At 66.9% G+C, this 1,956-nt stretch carries 2 protein-coding genes; both read right to left on the reverse strand.

Going from position 1 to position 1,956, the window contains the following annotated elements:
- Nucleotides 1-1,024 (reverse strand): flagellar motor protein MotB (gene motB, locus G3N92_RS33275; protein WP_206131750.1); only part of this gene is annotated, 1,024 nt, incomplete at its 3' end.
- Between the two features lie 16 nt (nucleotides 1,025-1,040).
- Nucleotides 1,041-1,901: a flagellar motor stator protein MotA gene (gene motA, locus G3N92_RS33280; protein ID WP_206131751.1), complete on the reverse strand. Its 861-nt coding sequence runs from the start codon at nucleotides 1,899-1,901 to the stop codon at nucleotides 1,041-1,043.
- Nucleotides 1,902-1,956: the final 55 nt, after the last annotated feature.

Below are 1,956 nucleotides of genomic sequence, written 5' to 3' on the forward strand. Positions count from 1 at the left end.
TGGCCGTGCCGGGCGCCGCGGTGGCCGCAGTGGCTGCCGCGGCCGGCTTGCCCGCGCCGCCCGCGATCTGCTGGGCCAGCGCCTGCGAGCCCGCCGCGTCGTTCGACAGCGTGGTGGTGCTCGAGTCGTCGCGCATCAGGGCCATTTCCGACTTGTGGTTCAGCACCAGGATGCTGATCCGGCGGTTCTCCGGATCGAGCGGATCGGCCTTGTTGAGGTTCTGCGTGGAGGCCAGGCCGGTCACGCGCAGCACCTTCGCCTCGTCCATCCCGCCCGACACCAGCTCGCGGCGCGACGCGTTCGCGCGGTCGGCCGACAGTTCCCAGTTGCTGTAGCCCTTCTCGCCGCCCGAATACGGCACGGCGTCGGTGTGGCCCTGCATCACGATGCGGTTCGGCACGTCGTTCAGCGTCTTGCCGATCTCGCGCAGGATGTCGCGCATGTACGGTTCGACGGCGTCGCTCGACAGCGCGAACATCGGCCGCTTCTGCGTGTCGACGATCTCGATGCGCAGGCCGGTCATGGTCGAATCGATGCGGATCTGCTGCTTGAACTGGCGCAGCACGGGGTTGGCCTCGATCGCGGCCATCAGCTTGATCTGCAGGTCGTGCAGGCGCACCTGCTCGAGCTTGTCCTGCGCGCCGGCGCTCTGTTCGGGGTTGTGTTCGTCCTCGCGGCCGCTCTGCGCGAGCCGGTTGGCCAGCGCCGAGGTGCCGTCGGTGCGGCGCGTGGTGCCCGAATCGCTGCGCGTGATGTCCGCGCCGCCGCCGTTGACGATGCTCGAATCCTGCGAGCTGCGGTCGCCCGAGCCGAAGATCGCGGCCTTCAGCGGCGTATTGAAGTAGTCGGCGATGCCCTTGAGCTGCACCGGCGTGGCCGCCGACAGCAGCCACATCAACAGGAAGAACGCCATCATGGCGGTCATGAAGTCCGCGTAGGCGAGCTTCCAGGCGCCACCGTGGTGGCCCTTCTTCGCCGGCGCGACCCGCTTGACGACGATCGCTCGATCCTTGCCCTTGCTCATCGCCCGGCCGCTCCGCTTATTTCGCCTTCACGCGGCGCACGTGCTCTTCCAGCTCGGCGAACGACGGGCGTTCGGTCGAGAAGAGCACCTTGCGGCCGAATTCCACGGCGATCGCCGGCGCATAGCCGTTCAGGCTCGCGAGGATCGTCACCTTGATGCACTGGAACAGCTTGGTCGATTCGGCCGCGCGCTGTTCGGCCAGCGCCGCCAGCGGGCCGATCAGGCCGTAGGAAAGCAGAATCCCGAGGAAGGTGCCGACCAGCGCCTGCGCGATCATCGCGCCGAGCACCGCGGGCGGCTTGTCGGCCGAGGCCATGGTGTGCACCACGCCCATCACGGCCGCCACGATCCCGAACGCCGGCATCGCGTCGCCGACGCGGTTCAGCGCGTGCGCGGGGCCTTCCACTTCCACGTGGTGCGTCTCGATCTCCTCGTCCATCAGGCTTTCGATCTCGAACGCGTTCATGTTGCCGCCGACCATCAGGCGCAGGTAGTCGGTCAGGAACTCGACCATGTGCTTGTCGGCGAGGATTTTCGGGTATTGGGTGAAGATCGGGCTCTTCTCGGGGTCGTCGATGTCGGCCTCGAGCGTCAGCGTGCCTTCCTTGCGCGCCTTGGCGAGCAGCACGTAGAGCAGCCCCATCAATTCCATGTACAGCTCTTTGGTGTACTTCGAGCCCTTGAACAGGCCCGGCAACGCGCGCAGCGTCGACTTGATCATCTTCACGCCGTTGCCGAGGATGAACGCGCCCACGCCGGCGCCCACGATCATCAGGATTTCGAGCGGCTGAACCAGGGCGCCCAGGTGGCCGCCCGCGAGCGCGTAGCCGCCGAACACGGACAACAACGTCACGAGAGTTCCCACGATAATCAGCACAGCCTGTCCCTCACGAGTGACCGGCGGGAAGGCCGCCGTTAAGTGGTTTACGGCA

It is taken from the genome of Burkholderia sp. Ac-20379 (genome assembly GCF_017104645.1).
Classification (GTDB): domain Bacteria; phylum Pseudomonadota; class Gammaproteobacteria; order Burkholderiales; family Burkholderiaceae; genus Burkholderia.